Genomic DNA, 22,915 nt, shown 5'->3' on the forward strand with positions numbered 1-22,915 from the left:
AAGGGGGCCGGCGCCTGATGGCGCCGGCCCTTTTCGTGGTGCCCGCTCAGGCCGGGTCGGCCTCGAGCCGCCGGATGAGGTAACCGGTGAGAGCGGCCGGCGTCGGGTTGTTGAAGACCACCGCCGGGGTGAGGGCCGTACCGGTGTGGCTGCCGAGCCGCCGGGACAGTTCGAGCGCCATCAGCGAGTCCAGGCCGACCTCGAAGAGGCCGCGTTGCGGCTCGACCGGCTCGTCCGGGCTCAGGCCCAGGACGTCGGCGAGCTGCACCTGCACCAGATCCAGCATCGTCTTCTCGCGCTCGGCGCCGGTCTGGGTGCTCAGCAGCTCCGCCCACCGGCTGGTGGTCTCCGCGCCGGACGGTGCCGCGGCCGCGGAACGCCTGCGGCTGCGGACCAGACCGCGGAGGAGCGGCGGTACGGCCCGGCCGGGCGCGGGAGTCCCCCACCGTTCGGGACGGCCGGGTACGGCGAACCGCTCGCCGGAGAGCAGCGCCCCTTCCCCGTCGACCACCACGACGGGCGCGTGGCCGTGCTGACGGGAGGCCACCGCCCGCGCGTACCCGTCGGCCGCGCCGGTCGCCGCCTGATCGGCCGGACCGATCAGCCCGGCCGCCGAGGTGACCGCCGCGAAGAAGACTCCCTGTTCCGCGGCCAGCTCCGCGACGTGCCGCAGGGATGCGCCTCGCGCGTCGAGCACCTCACTGAGCCGCGAAGGATCCAGCTCGGCGATCGGCGTCTCGTCCCGCAGACCGGCAGCGTGCACGACACCGGTCAGCGGATGCTCGGGCGAGATCCCGCAGAGCAGGTGCCGCACCGCGTCCCGGTTGTCGCCGTCGCAGGCCACCACGGTCGCCGTCGCACCCAGCGCGTCGAGATCGTCGACCAGCGCGGTGGCGTCCTCCGCGCCACGCCGTGCGGCGAGGATCAGGTGGCGGACGCCGTGCTCGTCGACCAGCTGCCGGGCGACGCGGGCCCCGACCTTGCCGGTCCCGCCGACGATCAGCACGGTCCCGGCGGGATCGAGCGCCACCGGCGGTCGTACGGCGGGAACCAGCTGCGGGACGTGCAGGCGGCCCCCGCGCAGCGCGGCCTGGGTGACTCCCTCGGCGAGCACCACCTCGGCGTCCGTGTCGGCATCCACGAGGATGAACCGGTCCGGGTATTCGGCCTGGAGGGCGGCGATCATCCCCCACACGGCCGCGGTCGCCGGGTCGAGCATCTCGGAATCGTCGACCGGAACCGCATTGCGGGTCCGCACGATCAGCGGCCGGTCCGCCAGGTCGGGCTCGTCCAGCCAGGTCTGGGCGACGGCGAGCACGCGACAGCAGGCGGCCGTGGGCTCCTCGCCGGCGGCCACGTCGAGCAGCGCGGTCGCCGTGTCCAGGACTGACGGGTCCGCACCCAGGTCGAGAACGTCGTCCTCGCCATCGACCCGTACGACCTCCCGGCGATCGGAGGCGGATCCGACCCATTCGATCCGCAGCGCGTCCCCGCCGGATCGTTGCGTTCCCGTCGAGACGGGCCGGGGCGTGATCCGTTCCGCGGTGAGCACCGGCAGGCCGAGGTGGTCGGCCGCCGTGAGAGCGAAGCCCTCGCCGGACGGCCGCAGCCGCACCCGCAGCATCGCGGCACCGGTCGCGTGCAGCCCGACGTTCCGCCACACCGCCGGCGTCTCCGGCACCGCCGCGGCCAGCAGCACCGGGTGGATGCCGAAGCCGGCGGCCTCTTCGCGCAGCTCTTCCGGCAGGGCGAGCTCGAGGAAGGTCTCCTCACCGCGCCGCCATGCCGCGCGCACGCATTGCCCTCCAAGGCCCGCGGTGTCAACGGATGCGGCATCCACCGGGGGCCAGGCATCCAGGTCCGTCTCGGGAACGGCCACGGCAGTGGGCGCCAGCACGCCGGTCGCGTGCACGGTCCATACGGTACGGCCGGCGTCGGCCGAAGCCGGCGCGGACCGCACCACCACCGGCCGCCTCCCGGACGCGTCGGCGCCCCCGACGGAGACCTGCACGCGTACCGGCGTGCCGGCGTCGAGCCGCAGGGGCTCGGCGAGCTCGAACTCCTCCAGCGTGCCGCACTCCCGTTCGTCGCCGGCCCGGATGGCGAGCTCGACCCACACGGAACCGGGCACCTGGGCGATCCAGGGCCGGTCGTGCGCCGAGAGCCGCGCGATCGCCAGGACGCCGTCCGAGTCGGGCAGGTCCACCACGGTGGTGACCAGCGGGTGGTCGGTGGCCGCCAGCCCCAGCGCCGCGTGGTCGACCGCGGTGCTGCCGCGCAGCCAGTACCGCTGGTGGTCGAACGGCTGGGTGGGCAGGTCCCGGCACAGTGCGCGCCAGTGGGACGCGTCGATCGGCGCGGCCGCGGACCAGTCGACCGGCAGGCCGACCGCATACGCCTCGGCCAGCGCCGTCAGCACGCGCCGCCGCCCGCCCTGGTCGCGGCGCAGCGTACCGATGACCGCGGTCTGCCACCCGGCATCCTCGATCACGTCGAGGATGGACGGCACGAGCCCGGGATGCGGCGAGACCTCGACGACCGCGCGCACGTCGGCGGCGATCGCGCGGACGGCCGCGTCCAGCTCGACCGGCCGGCGCAGGTTCCGGAACCAGTAGCCGGCGTCCAGGATCTCGTCCGGGCCGATCCACCGCCTGTCGACCGTGGAGTAGAACCGGCACGGCCCGACCAGGCCGTGCGCCGGACGCTCCCCCACCCCGTCCAGCTGAGCCAGCATCGGCTTCTCGAGCTCGTCCATCAGGAACGAGTGGGACGCGTAGTCCGCCTTGAGCCGGCGGAACCAGATGCCCTGCTCGGTCGCCATGGCCGCGAACTGCTCGATGGCCTTGACCTCGCCGGAGACGCCCACCGTCGCGGGACCGTTGACGGCCGCGATCTCGAGCCGGCCCTCGTAGCCGGTGAGCAGTTCCTGCATCCGGGCCCGGCCGACGCCGACGACCAGCATCCCGCCTGTGGGCGGCAGCCCCGCGGCCAGCCGCGAGCGCACCACGCTGATCCGCAGCGCGTCGCTGACCGACAGCAGGCCGGCCACGCAGGCCGCGGCCACCTCGCCCTGCGATGAACCGACCACGACCTCGGGCGTCACCCCGGCGCGGGCCCAGAGCTGGGCCAGGCCGGTCATGACGACGAAACCGGCGGGCTGGATGACGTCGATGCGGGACAGGTCGTTGCCGCCGCCGAGCGCCTCCTCCAGGGTCCAGTCGCAGTCGTACTCGTCCAGCAGGTCCTGGCAGTGGCGTACCCAGGCCCGGAACTCCGGCGACTCGGCCATGAGCTCGCGGCCCATGCCGACCCAGCCGCCGCCCTGGCCGGGGAAGACGAACGCCGCACCGGTGCCCGGCCCCGAGCGTCCGGTGACCACGTCGTCCTGGATCTCGCCGGCCGCGAGAGCGCGCAGCCGGGCCGCCAGCTCCTCGCGGTCGGTGGCGAGCACGGTGGCGCGCACCTGCTGCGTCGTCCGGCCGTACGCGAGAGCAGCGGCCAGTCGCGGCAGCGGCGCCGTACTGTGCTCGACGGCGTCGGCCAGCCGGGTGGCGACCGCGGCGAGGCGGCCGGCGTCGGCGGCCGACAGGACGAACGGCAACAGGTGGTCGCCGTCGTCGCCGGCCACGATCTCGGCCTGGCGCGGCGGCTCCTCGAGGATCAGGTGCGCGTTCGTGCCGCTCGCGCCGAAGGCGGACACCCCGGCACGGCGTGGCCGGTCGGGGCGGGCCGGCCACGGGCGGGCCTCCGTCAGCAGCTGGATGGTGCCGCTGGACCAGTCGACCTCCGGGGTGGGCGCATCCACGTGCAGGGTGGCCGGCAACGTCCGGTGCCGCAGGGCGAGGACCATCTTGATCACGCTGGTGACGCCCGCCGCCGCCTGGGTGTGGCCGACGTTGGTCTTCACCGAGCCGAGCCACAGCGGCTGCTGCGGATCGCGCTGCCCGTACGTCGCCAGCAGCGCCTGGGCCTCGATCGGGTCGCCCAGCCGGGTACCCGTACCGTGCGCCTCGACGGCGTCCACGTCCGTCGGAGCCAGCCCGGCAACCGTGAGGGCACGCCGGATCACCCGTTGCTGAGCGAGCCCGTTCGGGGCGGTGAGCCCGTTCGAGGCGCCGTCCTGGTTGACCGCGGAGCCGCGTACCACCGCATCCACGTGATGGTCCTGCGCCTCGGCGTCGGCCAGCCGCTCGAGCAGCACCACGCCGACGCCCTCGGCGTTGCCGGTCCCGTCCGCGGACGCCGCGAAGGCCTTGCACCGGCCGTCGGTCGCCAGGCCGCCGTTCTTGGCGAACTCGACGTACGCGCCCGGCGTCGCCATCACCGTCACGCCGCCGACCACCGCGAGCGAGCACTCCCCGTTGCGCAGGGCCTGGATGGCGAGGTGCATGGCGACCAGCGACGAGGAACACGCCGTGTCCACCGAGACCGCCGGGCCGGTGAATCCGTACGCGTAGGACACCCGCCCGGACGCCACGGAGACCGCGCCGCCGGTGCCGCGCAGGCCGTCGGTCTGCGCGTCGCCGCCGAACATGCCGTAGCCCTGGCCCATGACGCCGACGAACACGCCGACGTCCGTACCGCGCAGGGCCGCGGGGTCCAGGCCCGCGTCCTCGAACGCCTCCCACACGACCTCGAGCAGCAGCCGCTGCTGCGGGTCCATGGCCATCGCCTCGCGCGGCGAGATGCCGAAGAAGCCGGCGTCGAACTCGGCCGCGTCGGTCAGGAAACCGCCGGCGCTCACCGGAACCGTGGACAGGTCCCAGCCGCGGTCGGTGGGCAGCGGCGAGAGGCCCTCGCCACCGCGGGCCAGCAGATCCCAGAACTCGTCGGGACCGTGCACGTCGCCCGGCAGCCGGCAGCCGACTCCGACGACGGCGATCGGCGTGGTGGGGTTCGCCGCCGCCGGAGCCGCGGACTCCGGGGCAGCCTCGCCGCCGGTGAGCCGCTCGCGCAGGAAGCGTGCCAGCTCGCGCGGGGTCGGGTAGTCGTACACCAGGGTCGCCGGCATGGCGAAGCCCGCCGCGGCGCTGAGCCGGTTGCGCAGCTCGACCGCGCCGAGGGAGTCCATCCCCGCGGACTGGAACGCCGAGTCCGGCGCGATGTCGTCGCCCGAGGCGTGGCCGAGGATCACGGCCACCCGGGAGCGGATGAGGGCCAGCAGGTTCTTCTCCTGCTCCGCCTCGGACAGGCCGGCGAGCGAGCGGGCCAGATCGCCGGTGGCCTCCCCGCCGGCCCGCCGCCGCACCCGCACCAGGTCACGCAGCAGCGGCTGAACCGATCCGCCGGCGGCCGCGTCGGCCCGCGCCGCGGCGAGGTCCAGCTTCATCGGTACGAGCAGCGCCTCGCCCGCGTCCACCGCGGCGTCGAAGAGCGCCAGACCCTCCTCGGGCAGCAGCGGCGACACGCCGGCACGACTCATCCGGGCCCGGTCGGTGGCACCGAGGTTGCCCGTGATGCCGCCGTCCTGGTCCCACAGGCCCCAGGCGAGCGAGACACCCGGCCGGCCGCTCGCGCGCCGGGCCGCCATGAGCCCGTCCAGATAGGCGTTCGCCGCGGCGTAGTTGCCCTGTCCCGCGGAGCCGAGCAGCCCGGCCGCCGAGGAGAACGCGACGAACGCGGCGAGGTCCCGGTCGCGGGTCAGCTCGTCGAGGTGCCGGGCGGCGTCCGCCTTCGGGCCGAGAACCGCGGCGAACCGCTCCGGTGTCATCGCGGCGAGGAGGCCGTCGTCGAGGACGCCGGCGGTGTGCACGACGGCGGTCAGCGGGTGGTCGTCCGGGATCGCGGCGAGCACTCCGGCCACCGCGTCCCGGTCCGCGACGTCGCACGCGGCCAGGGACACGGCTGCGCCGAGCTCGGTCAGGTCGGCCACGAGCGCGTCGGCGCCCTCGGCCGCCGGTCCGCGCCGGCTGACCAGCAGGAGATGCCGGGCACCGCGGGTACGCACGAGGTGCCGCGCCACGAGGGCGCCGAGTGAGCCCGTACCGCCGGTGATGAGGACCGTGCCCTCGGAGTCCCATGCGACGGGCTCTGACGCCGGGGTGGTCGCGGGCGCGAGGCGCGGCGTCAGGAAGCCCGTGGTCCGCGCGGCGACCTGTGGCTCGTCGAGAGCCAGCGCCGTCGCGACCGCCGGCTCGGTGTCCACATCGGCTGCCACGTCGAGCAGCAGGATCCGGCCCGGCATCTCGGCCTGGACCGCACGGACCAGGCCCCACACGGCGGCCGAGGACACGTCGGTGACGGTGTCCGCCGCGCCCCGGGTCAGGACGACGAGCCGGGTCTCGGCCGGGCCGACGAGCTGCCATGCCTGCAGCACCGCGAGGACGTCGGCCAGCAGCGGTTGCGGAAGGCGGCCGGTCGGCACTTCGTACACGGCGGCGTCGGGTGTGCCGGTGAGGGCGGCCACGGCGGCGGCGTCCTCCACGCCGACCGTCGTCGGTGGCTCCGGGGGCAGGTCGGGCGTGACCGCCGGGTGCCAGGCGAGCTGGTACATGGCGTCCGCGACGGGGTTCGCGCCCAGTTCCTCGGGACGGACCGGCGCCGCGGCGAACGACCGTACGGACAGCACCGGCAGGCCTGCATCGTCGGTCGCTGCGATGCTCCACCGGCCGTCGCCGAGCGGGGTGAGGCGGGCACGCAGCCGGGTGGCTCCCGTGGCGTGCAGGGCTATGTCGTCCCAGTGGGCTGCGACCGTACCCGTGGGCGTCACCGCCCGGGTGATTGCTTCCAGCAGGATCGGGTCGAGCCCGAAAGCCCCGGCGTCGCCGGGAAGTGCCGCCTCGACGTAGGTGTCGTCGCCGCGGCGCCAGAGTTCCCGCAGCCCGGCGATCTCCGGATCCGCTTCGGCCCGCTCGGCGCCGGCGGGCGGCCACGCCTCGTCCGGCCGTGGCTGCGCGGTGGTGCCCGCGGCCCACAACGTGCCCTCGGCGTGCCGGATCCAGGCCTCGCTCCCGTCGCGCACACCGTAGATCGCGAACGGACGGCTGCCATCGGTGGCGGCCGCACCGACCACGACCTCCACGCGCACCGCGGCGTCGGAGGGTACGGCGAGCGGCGTCCCGTATGCGAGCTCTCGGACCGCGCCGCAGCCCACCTCGTCGCCGACCCGGATCGCCAGGTCCACGAGCGCCGCCGCGGGCACCACGACCACATCGTGGATCCGGTGCTCGGCCAGCCACGGATGGGTGGTGAGCGCCAGGCGCGCCGTACCGATGAGACCGCCGGTGTCGGGGGCCGGAACGATGGCGGACAGCAGCGGATGGTCGACGTCCACCTGTCCGAGAGCGGCCGCATCGACCGCGCCGGTGCCGGACTTGAGCCAGTAGTGCTTGCGGTCGAAGGCGTACGTCGGCAGCGCCACGACCGGAGCGCCGGAGGGCACGAGGGCCTGCCAGTCCATCGGCACGCCCCGCACGAAGAGCGAGCCGAGCGCGGTGATCAGGGTCTGGGTCTCGGCCTGCTGGTCGCGCAGCGCGGGTACGCACATCGTCTCGTGCTCGGCGGCCGCCGCCGTCTCCAGCACCGCGGCCGACAAGCCGGCGCCGGGCCCGAGCTCGACGAAGAGCCGCCCGCCCTGCTCGATCGCGGCGCTGACGCCGGCGGCGAAGCGCACCGTGCGCCGCACGTGCTCGACCCAGTAGCCGGGATCGGTCAGGTCGCCGTCCTCGTGGGTGACGATCCGGATCCTGGCCGGATGCCACGTGACGCCGGCGATCGCCGCCCGGAAGTCGTCGAGCATCGGGTCCATCCGGGCCGAGTGGAACGCGTGCGAAACCTTCAGCCGGTGCACCTTGCGGCCCTGTCCCCGCAGCGTCTCGACGGCGGCGAGGACGCCCTCCTCGTCGCCGGAGAGCACGACGGACGAGGGCTGATTGACCGCCGCCAGGCAGACACCCGCGCCGAGGTACGGGCGGACCTCGTCCTCGGTGGCGGCCACCGCGGCCATCGCGCCGCCGGCGGGCAGCGCCTGCATGAGCCGGCCGCGGGCGGCCACCACGGTCGCCGCGTCCTCCAGCGACAGCATGCCGGCGACGTGGGCCGCGGCGAGCTCGCCGATCGAGTGGCCGAGCAGCAGGCGGGGCCGTACGCCCCACGACTCGACGAGCCGGAACAGCGCGACCTCCACCGCGAACAATGCCGCCTGGGTGTAGACCGTCTGGTTCAGCGAGGCGTTGCCGGGCGCGAACACGACGTCCCGGACGGGTGTGTCCACGGCGCCATGGAGACGCTCGTCGAGCAGTGCGCACGCTTCGTCGAACGCGGCGGCGTACACGGGGAATCGTTCGTAGAGGGCGCGTCCCATGCCGGCCCGCTGGGCACCCTGGCCGGGGAAGACGAACACCACGGATGCCGCGGCGCCCGGCGAGAGGGCGCCGATGGCCGTACCCGTCGCGGTTTCGCCTGCGGCGAGCGCGTCCAGCCCGGCGAGCAGGGCGTCCCGGTCCCCCGCGGCGACGACCGCGCGGTGGGCCAGGAGGGCGCGGTTGGCGATGAGCGTGCGCGCCGTACCGATGAGGGAACTGCCGTCCGCCACCGCGGCCCGCAGCCGTTGCAACTGGCCGGTGAGGGCGGCCTCGCTCTGCGCCGAGACCACGAACGGCAGGACGTCGCCGGGCTCCTCCGGCGCCTCGGCCGGGGTCTCCGCCGGGACCTGCTCGAGGATGAGGTGGGCGTTGGTGCCGCTGATGCCGAAGGAGGAGATGCCCACCCGGCGCGGCCGGTCCACCTCGGGCCACGGCCGGCCCTCGGTCAGCAGCGCCACGGCGCCCTCGGACCAGTCGACGTGCGGCGTGGGCTCGTCGACGAAGAGCGTGGGCGGAAGCTCGCCGTGGCGGATCGCCTCCGCCATCTTGATGACCGCGGTGACGCCGGCGGCCGCCTGGGTGTGGCCCAGGTTGGACTTCACCGAGCCGAGCCACAGCGGCCGGTCCTCGGGACGGCCCTGCCCGTACGTGGCGATGATCGCCTGGGCCTCGCTCGGGTCGCCGAGGGTGGTGCCCGTGCCGTGCGCCTCCACGGCGTCGACGTCGCCCGGGGCGATGCCGGACGCGGCGAGGGCGGCGCGGATGACCCGCTGCTGGGCGAGGCTGTTCGGTGCGGTGAGGCCGTTGGAGGCACCGTCCTGGTTGATGGCGGAGCCGCGGATGACCGCCAGCGGCCGGCGCCCGTTGCGGCGCGCGGCGGACAGCCGCTCCAGCACGACGATGCCGACGCCCTCGGACAGCACGGTGCCGTCGGCCGCTGCCGCGAAAGCCTTGCACCGGCCGTCGGCGGCGAGCCCGCGGGCCCGCGAGAAGCCGGTCAGGCCGACCGGGGAGCCCATGACGGCGACGCCGCCGGCGAGAGCCATCTCGCACTCGCCCTGGCGCAGCGCCTGGGCGGCGAGGTGGATCGCCACGAGGGACGAGGAGCACGCGGTGTCCACGGTCATCGCCGGGCCCTCGAGGCCGAAGACGTACGACACCCGGCCGGAGGCGACACTGCCGGCCGTCGCGGTGGTGGTGAAGCCCTCGAACTCGGCCGGCACGTCCGCCAGGTCGCCGAGGTAGTCGTGGATGGACATGCCCGTGTACACGCCGACGGGATTGCCGCGCAGCGAGGTCGGGTCGATGCCCGCCGTCTCGAGCGCCTGCCACGTGGTCTCCAGCAGCAGCCGCTGCTGGGGGTCCATGGCCGTCGCCTCCTTGGGCGAGATGCCGAACAGGCCCGCGTCGAAGTAGCCGGCGTCGTGCAGGAAGCCGCCCTGGCGGGCGTAGGTCGTGCCGGCGTGGTCGGGGTCGTTGTCGAAGAGGCCGTCGACGTCCCAGCCGCGGTCGCCGGGCAGCCCGGACATGCCGTCGCGGCCCGCGGCGACGAGGTCCCAGAGTTCGGCGGCCGTGGTGACCCCGCCGGGCAGGCGGCAGGCCATGCCCACGATCACCACTGGGTCGTCCCCGGCCGGTGCCGGCCCGGCGACCGGGAGGGCGGGGGCGGCGGTGCTGTCGGCCGATCCCCGTACCTTGTCGAGCAGGAATTCGGCGAGCTGCCGCGGCGTCGGATAGTCGAAGATCAGCGTCGCCGGCAGCTTGACCGCGGTCGCCGCGGTCAGCCGGTTGCGCAGCTCCACCGCGGTCAGCGAGTCGAAGCCGATGTCGCCGAAGCGGCTGCCGTCGGCGGAGGGGTCGAGCTCGGCGAGGCCCAGGACGGTTGACACCTCGGCGCGCACGACCTCGAGCACCAGTTCCGTCTGGGCCTCGGGGGCGAGCCCGGCGAGGCGGCGGCCCAGCGCGCCCTTCGCCCCTTCGGCGCCGGCCTGCGCCGCGCGTCGCGGCGGGCGGACCAGCGATCGGAACAGCGGGGGGATCGTGCCGTCGTTGCCGGCCTCGGACCGGACCGCGCCCAGGTCCAGGGCGATCGGTACGAGCAGCGGGTCGGCGGCGGCGATGGCCGCGTCGAAGTCGGCCAGCGCCTCGGTCGTCGGCATCGGCCGTACGCCGCCGCGGCTCATCCGGGTGCGGTCGACCTCGGCCAGCCCGCCGGTCATGCCGGTGGCCGGGCTCCACAGCCCCCACGCCAGCGAGACGGCGGGCAGGCCGGCGGCGGCGCGGGCGGACACGAGCGCGTCGGCGTACGCGTTGGCCGCCGCGTAGTTGCCCTGCCCGGCGGAGCCGAAGACGCTCGCGGCCGAGGAGAACACGGCGAAGACCTCGGGCGCGCGTTCCCGGGTCAGGGCGTCGAGCAGGCGCAGAGCCTCGGCCTTCGGCGCGAAGACGCGGGCCATGCGCTGCGGGTCGAGGCCGGCGATGACGCTGTCGTCGAGCACCCCGGCGGCGTGGATGACGCCGGTCAGCGGATGGTCGGCCGGAATGGCGCCGAGCAGCGCGGCCAGCGCCTCGCGATCGGTGACGTCACACGCGGCGACCTCGACCGACGCGCCCAGCTCGGTCAGCTCGTCGACGAGCGGGCCCACGCCCTCGGCCGCGGCGCCGCGGCGGCCGGCCAGGATCAGCCGGCGTACCCCGTGCTCGCGGACGAGGTGCCGGGCCAGCAGGGCACCCAGCACGCCGGTGCCCCCGGTGATGAGCACGGTGCCCGCCTCGGCGAACCCCCGCGCGGCGGCCGGCTCGGTCAGCCGCGCACGGCCCAGCCGCGGGGCCAGCACGGCGTCCGCCCGGACGGCGACCTGCGGCTCCCCGGCGGCGAGGGCCACCGCGAGCGAACGGTCGCGGTCGGCTCCCGGCTCGACGTCGACGAGGGTGAACCGGCCCGGGTGCTCGGCCTGCGCCGAGCGCAGCAGCCCCCAGACGGCGGCGCCGACCGGGTCGAGCACCTCGCCGGAGGCGGGCACCGCGCCCCGGGTCACCACGACCAACGGCACCGAGGCGAGCACCGGCTCCTCCAGCCAGGCCTGGAGAACGCCGAGGACCCGGTTGAGCACCGGCAGCGGCTCGGCGCCGGTCCCGCCGGCGAGGTCCAGGATCGCGAGGTCCGGCAGCGGATCGCCGAGGTCCTCGGCCAGCGCCAGCCGGACGACGTCGCCCGAGGCCGCGACGACCACCGGGTTGACCGGCGGCGTCGCGACGCCCGAGGGCAGCCGGGTCCAGTCGACCTGCCACAGCGACTCCGGAACCCGCCGGCCCGACCGTGCGGGCAGGTCGGCGATGGGGAGCGAGACCAGGGACTCCATGGTCAGCACCAGGGCGCCGGTCTCGTCGGCGGCGTCGAAGGACAACGCATCGGGCCCGCACGGCGCGACCCGGACCCGGAGCGAGCCGGCACCGGCCGCGTGCAGCCGGACGCCGTTCCAGGCGAACGGGAGGACGTTGCTGTCGTCCGCGCGCCGGTGGAAGGCGTTGGCGTGCAGGGCGGCGTCGAACAGCGCGGGGTGGATCCCGAACTGGTCGACGTCGTCCAGGTAGTCGGCGGGCAGCGCGGCTTCGGCGAAGATCTCCTCGCCGCGCCGCCACACCGCGGTCAGGCCGGCGAAGGCCAGCGTGTACTCGTATCCGCGGTCGGCGAGGTCGGCGTAGAAGTCGTCGATGGTCTCGCGTACGGCGCCCGGCGGCGGCCACTGTCCGAAGTCGAAGCCGCTGCCGGAGGTCTCGGCGTACGAGTCGGAGAGCAGGCCCGCGGCGTGCCGCGTCCAGCCCCCGTCGCCGCGGGAGCTGTGCACCTCGACCGGCCGGCGCCCCGATGCGTCCCTGCCGCCGACCGCGACCTGCAGCCGGATGGCCTCGTCCGGGGCGAGGACCAGCGGCGCCTCGATCACCAGCTCGTCGAGCACCCCGTAGCCGAACTCGTCGCCGACCCGGATCGCCAGGTCGACGTACGCCGTGCCGGGCACGAGCACGCTGTCCTGGATCCGGTGGCCGGCCAGCCAGGGGTGGGTCGCCAGGGAGAGCCGCGACGTGCACACCAGGCCGTCCGTCTGCGGCAGCTCCACCACCGCGCCGAGCAGCGGGTGGTCGCTGGTCGTCTGGCCGAGCGACTCGGCGCCCGCGGCGGTGCCCGGCATGGTGATCCAGTACCGCTGGTGGTCGAACGGGTACGTCGGCAGCTCCACCCGCGCGGACGCCGCCCCGGACGGCACGAGGGCCGGCCAGTCCACCGCCACACCCCGGACGAAGGCCTCGGCCGCCGACGTGGCGAGCCGGGCGGGCCCGTCCTCGTCCCGGCGGATCGAGCCGACGGCGAGGACGTCCGCGTCCAGGTCCACGCCGATCTCGGTGATCGACGGCACCAGGACGGGGTGCGCGCCGAGTTCGATGAAGACCCGGTGGTCCTGGCCGATGAGGTCGCGGACCGCGGGCTCGAAGCGGACCGTCTGGCGCAGGTTGCGGTACCAGTAGCCGGCGTCGAGCGCGTCGTCGTCCAGCCACCTCGCCTCGACCGTCGAGTAGAACGGGATCTGCGGTGCCGGCCGCGCCAGCCCGGCCAGGTCGGCGTGCAGGGCGGTCTTCAGGTTCTCGACGTAGTGGCTGTGCGAGGCGTAGTCGACGGGGATCCTGCGGAAGCGGATCTCGCCGTCCTTGACCTGCGCGGCCAGCTCGTCGAGCGCTGCGCCCTCGCCGGCCACCACCACGGCCGACGGTCCGTTGAGCGCGGCCACCTGCAGCCGCTCACCCCAGGGTTCGATCAACGCGCGTACGGCGTCCTCCGGCAGCCCGATCGACGCCATGCCGCCGCCGGGAGGCAGCAGCTTGGCGATCGCCTGGCTGCGCAAGGTCACCACGCGGGCCGCGTCGGCCAGGGAAAGCGCGCCCGCCACGCAGGCCGCCGCGATCTCGCCCTGCGAGTGGCCGACGACCGCGTCCGGCACCACGCCCAGCGACTCCCAGACCGCCGCGAGGCCCACCATCATCGCGAAACAGGCCGGCTGCACGACGTCGACGCGTTCCAGGTCGGCGCCCTCGCCGCGGAGGACGTCCACCAGCGACCAGTCCACCCACGGTTCGAAGGCCTCCTGGCACTCCGCGATGCGGGCGGCGAAGACGGGTGAGGTGTCGAGCAGCTGGCGGCCCATGCCGGCCCACTGCGTACCCTGCCCGGGGAAGACGAAGACGGTTTTGCCGGGCCCGCCCGCCTCGGTGGCGCCGGCGACCGTGCCGGGCCCCGTGCGGCCGTCGGCCAGCAGCTCGAGCCCCGCCCGCAGCTCGTCCCGCGTCCGGGCGACGACCACGGCGCGGCGGTTCATGACCGCTCGCTCGGTCGCCAGGGCGCGGGCCAGATCACCGAGCGGGGTGTCCTCGTCCACGGTCTCGCCGAGTCGCCGGCCGAGGGCGGCCAGCGCGGTGGCGGTCTTGGCGGACACGACGAACGGCAGCGCCGTCTCCGGGTCGGAGGCGGGCGCCGGGCTCTCGCCCTCGGCCGCCGGTGCCTCCTCCAGGATCATGTGGACGTTGGTGCCGCTGGCACCGAACGAGGAGACGCCGCAACGGCCCGGCTGACCGGTCTCGGGCCAGGCGCGTCCCTCGGTCAGCAGCTCGACCGTTCCGGGTGACCAGTCGACCTGCGGGTTCGGGGCGTCGACGTGCAGCGTGGCGGGCAGATACCGGTGCTGCAGCGCGAGCACCGTCTTGATCACGGCGGCCACGCCCGAGGCGCCCTGGGTGTGGCCGAGGATCGACTTGACGGAGCCGAGCAGCAGCGGGCGCTTCGGGTCGCGGCCACGCCCGTACGTGGCGAACAGCGCCTGCGCCTCGATCGGGTCGCCGAGGGTGGTGCCGGTGCCGTGCGCCTCGACGGCGTCGACCTCGTCCGCGGACAGGCCGGCGGCGTTGAGGGCGCTGCGGATGACCCGCTGCTGCGCGGGCCCGTTGGGGGCGGTGAGTCCGTTGGACGCGCCGTCCTGGTTGACGGCGGAGCCGCGGATCACGGCGAGCACGCGGTGCCCGTTGCGCCGGGCGTCGGAGAGCCGCTCGAGCAGCACCACGCCCACACCCTCGGCCCAGCTGCTGCCGTCCGCGGCGGCCGCGAACGACTTGCACCGGCCGTCGAAGGCGAGGCCGCGCTGGCGCGCGAAGCCGACGAAGCCGCCGGGGGTGGCCATCACGGTGGCTCCGCCGGCGAGCGCCATCGTGCACTCGCCCCGGCGCAGCGCCTGGGTGGCCAGGTGGATCGCGACGAGCGACGACGAGCACATCGTGTCGACCGTGACCGCGGCGCCCTCCAGCCCCAGGCAGTACGCCACCCGCCCGGACGCGATACCGCCGGCGCTGCCGAGCGCCCGTTCCAGGCTGAGGAAGTCCTCCGCCCCCGCGAGGTCGGGTGCGTAGTCCTGGTGCACGATGCCCGCGTACACGCTGGTGTTCGTGCCGCGCAGGCTGTCCGGGTCGATGCCGGCGCGCTCGATGGTCTCCCAGCAGACCTCGAGCAGCTGCCGCTGCTGCGGGTCCATCGCCGTGGCCTCGGTCGGGGAGATGCCGAAGAAGCGCGCGTCGAAGTCGGCGGCGTCGTGCAGGAACGCGCCCTGGTTCACGTACGTCGTCCCGGGCGTGTCCGGGTCCGGGTCGTAGAGCCGCTCGAGGTCCCAGCCACGGTCGTCGGGGAACGGCGTGTACACGTCGGTGCCCTCGGACACGACCTTCCAGAAGTCCTCGGGTCCCGCGATCCCGCCGGCGAAGCGACAACCCACGGAGACGATGGCGATCGGCTCCGAGGCGGCGGCGAGCAGCTGGCTGTTCTTCTTCTTCAGCCGCGCGGTCTCCTTGACCGACTCCCGCAGGGCCCTGATGAGATCCTGTTCCGACGTACTCATGGCGCCGACGTTAGATTTCCGGGATCGCCGGCCGGATCCCTCAGCCTGACGGCGATGGGGAAATCAGTACGCGTAGAGCCGCCCGCGCAGCCCGTCGACGAGCCCGTCGAGGCCACCAATGCCGGCCGTCCCGTATACGTGGAAGTCGGGTCGCACGAGAACCGAGGAGGCGCCCCGGTCGCGCAGATACGCGTGGTACACCCCGTCCACGTCGCGCGCGCCTCCCGGCCCGAAGTGGACGATCTTCGCGTCGATCCCGGCCAGGAAGTCCCGCTGCTTCTCCCCCAGCGCGTCCGGTTCCTCGGTGGTCATCAGCACGAACCCGCGCCCGATCAGATCGTCGAACCGGCCGGTGGCACCGCCGGCCTCGATCCGCCCGGCGACCATCACCTCGCCGCCGCCCCGGCCCTCGCCGGCGGGCTGGACCAGGCCGGCGGTCAGCGGCGTGGCCTCGGGCGGTGCGGTCGTGCGGCCGCCGCCGTTGGCGCGCATCGCGGCGTCGCGGTCGGCGGCGCCGGACGGGTCCGTCACACAGATGACCCTGCCCAGCTTGACCGAGGCGAGGATGGCGGCCTTCGTGTGGGCGCGCCGCTCCACCGTGTACGTGTCCAGCAGCCGCTCGTCGGCACGGCCGGCCAGCACGAGTTCCAGCTTCCACGCGAGGTTGCTGACGTCCCGGATGCCCGAGCACATGCCCTGCCCGGCGAACGGCGGCATGAGGTGCGCCGCGTCGCCGGCGAGGAAGATCCGGCCGACCCGCCACTGATCCGCCCACCGCGCCTGCGACCTGTAGGTGCCACTGCGCAACAGCGTCGCCGTGGCGGGCGTGACGCCGTGCGGCGCGAGCAGCCGCCATGCCGTCTCCTCGCGGCCGAGCTCGGCCGAGGACTCGCCCGGCAGCCGCATGAACTCCCAGCGGCGCCGGCCCGGTCCGCTGCCCACCAGCGTGGTGGGCCGGGCCGGGTCGCACAGCTGCACGTTGGTGGGCACGAAGTCGCGCTGCTGGTGCAGGCGTACGTCGCACAGCAGCCACTCGTACGAGAAACCCAGGTCCGTCTCGGACACGCCGGCCAGCGACCGCACCACGCTGTTGGCGCCGTCGCACCCGACCAGCCACCCGGCCTCGAAGGTGTGGGTGGCGCCGCTCTCGTCCCGCGCGATCGCGGTGACGCCGGTGTCGGTCTGGCTGATGTCCACCACCGACATGCCGCGGCGGACATCCACGGTCGGCTCGGTCACCAACGCGGCGCCGAGCAACTCCTCCAGCGAGGGCTGGTGCATGGTGTTGGCGTCCGGCCACCCGTAGCGGCCGTTGTCGCTGAAGGCGATGTCCAGCAGGACGTGCCCCCCGGCGCCGCGCCACTGATAGCCGGTCGCGGGCTCCGATATCCCCGGCAGGCCCGCGCCGACGCCCGCCGCCGCGAGCAGCCGGGCGGTCTCGCCGTCGAAGCTGGTGGCACGCGGCAGCGCGAACACCTCACGATGCCGTTCGAGCACCGTGACCCGCCGCCCCTTGCGCGCCAGCAGGTTCGCGAGCACGGCACCGCTCGGACCGCAGCCGACCACGATGACGTCCATGGCCGCGACCCTACAAATCCGGCTCCGGGCCTCACTATCCCTCGACCTGACAGTAGGCACGGCGGCCGCCGGCGCCACTACCAACGTGAGGGATCCCGGGCCGGCGCGTACGGAATCTACCGTTGCCGCCAAGGCTCGCGGCCACCCGGCGGTCGCGCCCGACGAGTGCATGGGAGACGACCGTTGCAGGGGCCCGATCACTACGTCCGCCAGATCCTCAGCCGTCTCGACGCCGACCCCGACGCGATTCCCGTCCTGCTGCGCGACGAGCCCTTCTCGGCCGCGCGCGTCGCCGACGCCGTCCGCGCCACGGCCGCGTCGATGCGCAGGGCCGGCGTCGGTCCCGGCGACGCGGTGGCCGTGCTGACGAGTCCCAACACGCCCGCCACCCTGATCTACCGGTACGCGGCGAACCTCGTCGGCGCGACGGCGATCCACATCCGGGGGGTCAACGCCGCCGACCCGAGGGACGAGCTGCGGCTGCGTACCCAGGCGGACATCCTGGCCGACGTCCGGCCCGTGCTGCTGGCCGTGGACCGCGACAACGTCGACCGTGGGCGCACCCTGCGCTCCGCGTCGGGGCGGCCGATGAAGCTTGCCTCGATCGGCCGGCACGGTGGCGACGTCCTGGACGTGCTGGAGTGCGCGTCGTCCGAGTTCGACGACGCCACCGCCGAGCAGGCGGAGATCGCCGTGGTGACGTTCACCAGTGGCTCGTCCGGGCGGCCCAAGGGAGTCTGCTGGACGTTCGCCATGAAGCAGGACATGGTGGCGACCGCGGCCGGCGGCGAGCGGGCGGTCTGCCTCATCACCGCGCCCCTGACCCACTCGAGCGGCTTCTCGGCGGACGACACCATCGTCGCGGGCGGCACCGTCGTGCTGCATCACGGGTTCGACCCCGAGGCGGTGCTGCAGGCCGTCGGCCGCCACCGCGTCACCCGGCTGGTGCTGGGCTCCCCGCAGGTGAACGCCCTCACCGAGCACCCGGCGTTCGACCGCAGCGACGTGTCGAGCCTGCGCGAGGTCTTCTACACCGGCAGCCCGGCGGCGCCCGAACGGCTGGCCGCCGCCGCCAAGGCTCTCGGCCCGGTGCTGTACCAGGTCTACGGCACCAGCGAGACGGGCATGATCAGCCTGCTCACCCCGCAGGACCACCTGGACCCGGACCGGCGGCGTACGGTCGGCCGGGCGCCCGGCAACGTGCGGATCACCATCCGCGATCCGCAGGACCCGGACCGGATCCTGCCGCCGGGGACTCCGGGCGAGGTCTGCGCGATCAGCGCCTGGGCGATGGCCCACTACTGGAACGATCCGGACCAGACCGCGCGGACGGTCCGCGACGGTTGGGTCCACACCGGCGACGTCGGCCGGCTCGACGAGTCGGGATACCTCACCCTCGAGGGCCGGCTGGGTGGCGTCCTCAAGGGCGACGGGGTCAAGATCTACCCGGAGGCCGTGGAGCGCGTGCTGCTCGAGCACGCGGACGTGGCCCAGGCCGCGGTGTTCGGGCTCGAGGACGCGGACCGCATCGAGCGGGTCCACGCGGTGGTGACGCCCGCCGCCGGTTGCACGCCGAGGCCGGCCGACCTTCGCGCCCATGTGGCGGAGACGCTGGGTGACCGCCACGCGCCCGCCGAGATCGAGGTGCGCGCCGAGCTGCCGCTGCTGGGAGCGGCGAAGCCGGATCGCGGTTCGCTGCGCCGGCAGGCCGTGGCGGCCCGCTTCTGGCGGTCCACGCTGGCCGGCGTCGACGACGCCTCGCGTCTGCAGGACATGCTGTCCGCGCCGGTCGGTACAGGCTCGGGCACGGCTGCGGTCCAGGTCCGGCGCCACCTTGCCGAGGAGCACGTGCTGCGCGGGCTCTGGGCGGTTCTGCTGCGGCTGCTGGGTGCGGGCTCCCCGGTCGTCTTCGGTACGCGCTCCGGACAGGACCAGGACGTGCGGCCGCTCGTGGTGACCGCCGAACCCGGCGACACGCTCCTGTCGGTGCTCGAGCGGACCCGCCGGGCCACGGAAGCGTCGGCGGACCATGCCGAGCTCGGACCGCAGGGCCGCGCGCTGATCGACGGCGCCGCCGACACTCTCTACGACACCGCGGTCACGTTCGGGCCCGCCGCTCAGCCGACGCCGCTCGCGGCGGAGCTCAGGATCGACCGGGACGGTCTCACGGTCGCGCTGCACACCGACCCGAACGTGATCGGCGCAGACACGGCGCGACGCCTGCTCGACATGTACGTCCGGCTCCTCGACACGCCCGTCGACCGCCGTCTCGCGCAGATCGATCTCGTCGACCCGCAATCCGAGGAGGCCGCGGCCGCGGTCCACCCGGCCGCCACGCTGGGCGAGCTGTGGCAGCGCGCAGTGGACAGCCGTGGCAGCCACCCGGCCGTGGACGAGGCGGGCGCCACCATCTCGTACGCCGATCTCGACCGGCGTGCCGGACGCCTCGCGGCGATGCTGGCCGCGGCGGGCGCGAGGCCGGGAACGCTGGTGGCCCTCGCGCTGCCCCGATCGCTGGACATGATCACCGCCGTCCTGGCGGCGGCACGGACCGGTGCCGCGTTCGTACCGGTGGACCCGGCCTATCCACAAGACCGGGTCGCGTCCATGCTGGACGACAGCGATCCGCAGGTGGTGTGCAGCCTGGCGGCCCTGGAGCTGCCCACGGCGGGTGACCGGCCGCGCATTCTGCTGGATGACGAGGCGGTTCGCGCACGGCTCGGCGAGCACGTCGACGGGGATCCGCGCGTCCGCCCGGCGCTGGAGGATCTGGCGTACGTCATCTACACCTCCGGCACGACCGGCCGGCCCAAGGGCGTCGCCGTGACCCACGCCGGGCTGGCCAACCTCGCCGCGACGAAGCGGGAGGGTCTGGGCCTCGACGGGGACGCGCGGCTGCTGCAGTTCGCGTCGCCGAGTTTCGATGCGTTCGTGGCCGAGCTGGTGGGGGCGTTCACCGCCGGGGCCACCGTGGTCGTGCCGCCGCCCGGACCGCTCGCCGGCGAGCCGCTGACCGCGGTGCTGCGCGACGGGCGGATCACCCACGCGATTCTTCCGCCCGTGGCGCTGGGCAGCATGGATCCCCGGGACGTGCCCGGCCTTCGCGGCCTGATCACCGCCGGCGAGGAGTGCCCGGCCGAGCTTGCCGCGCGCTGGTCCGCCGGGCGCCGGATGGTCAACGCGTACGGACCCACCGAGGTCACCGTGTGCGCGACGCAGAGCACGCCGCTCGACGGCCGCGACCGTCCCGCCATCGGGGTGCCGATCGTCGGCGCCCGCGCGTACGTGCTCGGTCCCGGGCTGCGACCCCTGCCGCCGGGCGTGCGCGGCGAGCTCTACGTGGCAGGCTCGGGCATCGCTCGCGGCTACCTGAACCGGCCCGCCCTCACCGCCGAACGCTTCCTGGCGGACCCGTACGGCCCGCCCGGCAGCCGGATGTACCGCACCGGCGACATCGCCTCCTGGCGGGCCGACGGCAGCCTGGACTTCCACGGCCGGGCCGACGACCAGGTCAAACTCCGGGGCTTCCGGATCGAGCCGGGCGAGGTGGCGGCCGTGCTGGAGGAGCTGCCGGCGGTCGCCCGGGCCGTGGTGCGGGTCCGCGAGGACGACGGCGGACGCTCGCGGCTGGTCGCCTGGATCGTGCCGGGCGACGCGGCCGTGCCCACTCGCGACGAGCTTCGCGAGCACGCCGCCCGCCGGTTGCCGGAGCACATGGTGCCCACCGGGTTCGTGCTCGTCGAGGCCCTGCCCGTGACGCCGAACGGGAAGCTGGACGCGGCCGCGCTGCCGGACGTGCCGGACCAGGAGGGCCCGGCCGACCGGGCGACGACGACGCGGGCCCCGCAGACCCCGGCCGAACGCGCGCTGTGCGCCATCTACCAGGCCCTGCTCCGCACCCCCGAGATCGGCCTCGACAGCAACTTCTTCGCCCTCGGCGGCGACAGCATGATGGCGATCTCCCTGATCCGCCGCGCCCGCGAGGCCGGCTTCGCCATCACGCCCAAGGAGATCGTCGACAACCCCACGGTCGGCGCCCTGGCCGCGATCGCGACACCGCTCTAGTCCCGTCCGTACCGACACCTCGCGGAAGGCCGCAGCTCATGATCCGTCCGATCGTCAGCCCCGACGACCTCGACTCGCTGGACCTCGCCGACCCGGTGCTGCACTGCGAGAACGACCTCTCGGAAGTATGGCGCCGCCTTCGCGAGGAGCGGCCGTACTACTGGCATCCCCCGCGCGGCGACCAACCCGGCTTCTGGGTCTTCACGCGCTACGCCGACGCGATGTCGGTCTACCGCAACAAGGAGATATTCACGACCGAGGGCGGCAACGCGCTGCCGACGCTGCTCACCGGCGGCGACTCGGCGTCCGGGTCCATGCTGGCGGTCACCGACGGCGCCAAGCACACCCAGCTGCGCAACGTGCTGAACGCGGCGTTCTCCCCCCGGCGGCTCAAGCGCATCCGCGACGCCATCCGGCTCACCATCGACGACCTGATCCTGGCCGCGATCGAGAAGGGCGAGTGCGACTTCGTCCGCGACGTGTCGGCGAACATCCCGCTGGGCGCGATCTGCGGCCTGATGGACGTGCCGGAGGCCGACCGCCGCTACCTGCTCGGGCTCACCTCGCACACGTGGAGCTCCGACTACAAGGACGCCCCGCCCGAGGAGAGCTGGCAGGCCAAGACCGAGATCCTGCTGTACTTCGCCGACCTCGCGCACACCCGGCGCGGCAACAACGACTCCGACGACGTCGTCAGCCTGCTCGCGAACTGCCACATCGGCGGCGAGCCGCTGAGCGACGCCGACCTGATGTCCAACTGCTACGGGCTCATGATCGGCGGGGACGAGACCGGGCGGCACGCGATCTCCGGCGGTCTCCAGGCGCTGATCGAGTGGCCGGATCAGTGGCGGGCACTCAAGGAGGGCACCGTCGGCCTGGACACCGCGGCGAACGAGGTGCTGCGCTGGACCGTGCCCTCGCTGCACGGCGGACGCATGGCCACCGCTGACACCCTGGTGAACGGCCATCCGGTGAAGAAGGGCGACATCGTCAGCGTCTGGATCTCGTCGGCCAACCGCGACCCGGAGGTCTTCGCCGACCCGGACCGCTTCGCCCTCGACCGTACGCCGAACAAGCACCTGACGTTCGCCTTCGGCTCGCACATCTGCCTGGGGCACACGCTGGCCCGCATCGAGGTGGAGGAGGTCCTCGACTCGCTGCGGACGCTCGTGTCCTCGGCGGAGCAGTCCGGGCCGGAGAGCTGGATCTACTCCAGCATCCTGCACGGGATGAGCACGTTGCCGGCCGTGCTGAAGCCCGAGCCGAACGCGCGGGTCAGGCCCGCATGACGCGCGTCGCGATGGTGACCGGGTCGGCGCGGGGCATCGGGGCGGTCGTCGCCGAGCAGCTCGCCCGCGACGGCGTCGGCGTCGCCGTCATCGACATCGACGTGGCCACCGCGGAGGCCACCGCCGCCGGGATCGAGCGGGCCGGCGGCCGGGCCATCGCGGTCGGGGCGGACGTGAGCGACGCCGACGCGGTGCAGGAGGCGGTCGCCGAGGTCGCGGACCGCCTGGGATCGCCCGGCATCCTGGTCAACAACGCCGGCACCACCCGCGACAACCTGCTGTTCAACCTGTCGCCGCAGGACTGGGACGTGGTGGTGGGCGTCAACCTGCGCGGGACGTTCCTGATGACGCAGGCGGTCGTCGACCACATGATCAAGCTGGGTGGCGGCCGCGTCATCAACGTGTCGAGCATCGCGGCGGTCGGCAACGTCGGTCAGGCCAACTACTCGGCCGCCAAGGCCGGCATCGAGGGGCTCACCAAGACGCTGGCCATGGAGCTCGGCCCGCTGAACATCACCGTGAACGCCGTGGCCCCCGGCTACGTCGCCACCGAGATGACGGCGGCCCTCGCGGCGCGCGCCGGCCGCGGAGTCGCCGAGCACCAGGCCGAGGCGGCGGCACGGATTCCGCTGCGCCGGGTCGGTCAGCCGGTCGACGTCGCCAACGTGGTGAGCTTCCTGGCCGGTGACCACGCGTCGTACGTGTCCGGCCAGGTGATCCACGTGGCCGGTGGACCCGTCTGCTGACC

At 74.4% G+C, this 22,915-nt stretch carries 5 protein-coding genes; 3 read left to right on the plus strand and 2 right to left on the minus strand.

Going from position 1 to position 22,915, the window contains the following annotated elements:
* Positions 1–46 precede the first annotated feature (46 nt).
* Together ACIBO8_RS24435 and ACIBO8_RS24440 are read right to left on the minus strand one after the other, a co-directional pair.
* Positions 47–15,235: an SDR family NAD(P)-dependent oxidoreductase gene (locus ACIBO8_RS24435; RefSeq protein WP_396117578.1), complete on the minus strand. Its 15,189-nt coding sequence runs from the start codon at positions 15,233–15,235 to the stop codon at positions 47–49.
* Between the two features lie 63 nt (positions 15,236–15,298).
* The gene (locus tag ACIBO8_RS24440; RefSeq protein ID WP_396117579.1) at positions 15,299–16,813 is read right to left on the minus strand and encodes a bifunctional 3-(3-hydroxy-phenyl)propionate/3-hydroxycinnamic acid hydroxylase; all 1,515 of its coding nucleotides are present in this window, start codon (positions 16,811–16,813) and stop codon (positions 15,299–15,301) included.
* Positions 16,814–16,996: 183 nt separating this feature from the next.
* On the opposite strand from ACIBO8_RS24440, the gene ACIBO8_RS24445 reads away from it, so the two are divergent.
* The 3 genes from ACIBO8_RS24445 to fabG are packed head-to-tail and all read left to right on the plus strand — an operon-like array spanning position 16,997 to position 22,913.
* Positions 16,997–20,878, plus strand: a complete 3,882-nt coding sequence (locus ACIBO8_RS24445) for an amino acid adenylation domain-containing protein (RefSeq protein WP_396117580.1) — start codon at positions 16,997–16,999, stop codon at positions 20,876–20,878.
* A 38-nt stretch (positions 20,879–20,916) separates the two neighbouring features.
* Positions 20,917–22,167 (plus strand): cytochrome P450, encoded by a 1,251-nt coding sequence (locus ACIBO8_RS24450; RefSeq protein ID WP_396117581.1) that lies wholly within the window; start codon positions 20,917–20,919, stop codon positions 22,165–22,167.
* Complete coding sequence (gene fabG / locus ACIBO8_RS24455; RefSeq protein ID WP_396117582.1) at positions 22,164–22,913, plus strand: 3-oxoacyl-ACP reductase FabG; 750 nt, start codon at positions 22,164–22,166, stop codon at positions 22,911–22,913. Before ACIBO8_RS24450 ends, fabG begins: the two co-directional genes overlap by 4 nt.
* The last annotated feature ends 2 nt before the right edge of the window (positions 22,914–22,915 follow it).

It is taken from the genome of Actinoplanes sp. NPDC049681 (genome assembly GCF_044465265.1).
GTDB lineage: Bacteria > Actinomycetota > Actinomycetes > Mycobacteriales > Micromonosporaceae > Actinoplanes.

What these genes read in the sequence shown, in the direction of transcription:
- ACIBO8_RS24435 (WP_396117578.1), bottom strand. Translation starts at nt 15,235, where the DNA reads ATGAGTACGTCGGAACAGGATCTCATCAGGGCCCTGCGGGAGTCGGTC.
- ACIBO8_RS24440 (WP_396117579.1), bottom strand. Translation starts at nt 16,813, where the DNA reads ATGGACGTCATCGTGGTCGGCTGCGGTCCGAGCGGTGCCGTGCTCGCG.
- ACIBO8_RS24450 (WP_396117581.1), top strand. Translation starts at nt 20,917, where the DNA reads ATGATCCGTCCGATCGTCAGCCCCGACGACCTCGACTCGCTGGACCTC.
- fabG (WP_396117582.1), top strand. Translation starts at nt 22,164, where the DNA reads ATGACGCGCGTCGCGATGGTGACCGGGTCGGCGCGGGGCATCGGGGCG.